This window comes from Variovorax sp. 01T439_2 (assembly GCF_056398445.1).
In genome coordinates, this window is record NZ_JBFTPJ010001067.1 from 1 (window position 1) to 1,866 (window position 1,866).

Below are 1,866 nucleotides of genomic sequence, written 5' to 3' on the forward strand. Positions count from 1 at the left end.
GGCGTGGTGGTCGTGGGTGCTGCCGCCGCAGCCTTCGGCGCTGCTGCTGCGTCCGCGGGGGCGCCGCTGAAGGCCGCCTCGCCGCCCAGCGCGTCGAGCAGCGCCGGCACCAGCTGGCCGAGCTCGCCGGTGGCAATGGCCACGTCGGCGTCGAAGTTGTCTTCCTTCTTGCCGCCGGCCGCGCCGTCGCCCGTGCCTTCGAGGAACACGATCTTGCGGATCAGCATGCCGTGCGTCAGCTCGAAGGACACGCGGTCGTCCCAGGTGAGCGCCAGGCGCGTGGGACGCTTGCCGTCGGTGATGTGCTTTTGCACTTCCTCGATGTCGAGCGGGTGCTTGGCGTAGCGCACCACGGCCTTGGAGTCGTCCGAGGCCTTGAGCTCGCATTCGCGGTCGATGGTGAAGCCGGCCGGCGGCTCCTGCGTCAGCAGCCAGTTGGCCATGGCGGCGGCCGGCTCCACCTGCGTGTTGATGAGGGCCACCGCAAAGCCGTCGAGCGACTTCACGAGGCTGGTGACCACTTCATCGGCGCGCGAGGCGTTGCCGCTGTTGATCACCAGCCGGTGCTCGGCCTTGTCGATCCACACGGCCACGCGGGCGCTGCGCGTGAAGGCCATCGGCAGCAGCTCCAGGGTGATGTCCTCCTTGAGCTCCTTCTTTTCCTTCTTGCCGGGCTTGCGGCCGGTGGCGGCCTCGATCTGCGCGCAGCGCTCGTCGAGCTTGCGGCGCACCACGGAGCCGGGCACCGCCTTGCTCTCGATCATGTATTCGACCAGCCACTGGCCGTCGATGGATTCGACCAGCGGGCCGTTGGCTTCGCCGCGGGGCTCCACCCAGCCGGCGGATTTTTCCTGCGAGGGGCCGCAGGGCTCGAAGCGCGCCTTGGCGAGCGCTTCTTCGGCCTCGGCCAGTGTTTGGGACCAGGCAGGTTCGATGCGATAGACGATGACGTTCTTGAATACGGACACGGAAACCCTTTTTTCCACTGGTTTGGACAACCGGCCATTGTCGGGCACGGCGTTGCGGGCTCGGCCGTAAAATCGAAAGCTTTTGCGACTTCCCCCGTCGCTCCCCACACAGCTCCCAAAGGAATCAGGAAATGAGCTCGATCCCCCCCTCGCTGGACGACCGTGACGGCAAGATCTGGATGGACGGCGAACTCGTGGACTGGCGCGACGCCAAGATCCACGTGCTGAGCCACACGCTGCACTACGGCTGCGGCGCCTTCGAGGGCGTGCGCGCCTACAAGACGGCCGACGGCAGCACGGCGATCTTCCGCCTGGCCGAGCACACCGAGCGCCTGTTCAACAGCGCCAAGATCCTGCGCATGAAGATTCCCTTCACGCAGGAGCAGCTCAACGAGGCCCAGAAGCAGGTCGTGCGCGAGAACAAGCTCGAAAGCTGCTACCTGCGCCCGCTGATCTGGATCGGCTCCGAAAAGCTCGGCGTGAGCCCCAAGGGCAACCGGATCCACGCCATGGTCGCGGCCTGGTCCTGGGGCGCCTACCTGGGCGAAGAGGGCATGAAGCGCGGCATCCGCGTGAAGACCTCCAGCTTCACCCGCCACCACGTCAACATCACGATGACGCAGGCCAAGACGGTGAGCAACTACACCAACTCGATCCTCGCCAACATGGAAGCGCTGGACGACGGCTACGACGAGGCGCTGCTGCTCGATGCGAGCGGCTTCGTCTCCGAAGGCGCGGGCGAGAACATCTTCGTGGTCAAGGGCGGCGTGGTCTACACGCCCGACCTCTCGGCCGGCGCGCTCAACGGCATCACGCGCAACACCATCCTGCACGTGTGCAAGGACCTGGGGCTCGAACTGGTGCAAAAGCGCATCACGCGCGACGAGGTCTACATTGC

Annotated in this window: 2 protein-coding genes; one reads left to right on the forward strand and one right to left on the reverse strand. The window is 66.2% G+C overall.

What is annotated here, in order from left to right; genetic code table 11:
- A partial coding sequence (locus AC1DOC_RS31910) for a recombination-associated protein RdgC (protein ID WP_478131362.1) occupies nt 1-968 on the reverse strand: 968 nt, incomplete at its 3' end.
- A gap of 131 nt (nt 969-1,099) precedes the next feature.
- Here AC1DOC_RS31910 and AC1DOC_RS31915 point away from each other — a divergent pair.
- Nucleotides 1,100-1,866: branched-chain amino acid transaminase (locus AC1DOC_RS31915; RefSeq protein WP_478131363.1), on the forward strand; the 767-nt coding region annotated here is incomplete at its 3' end.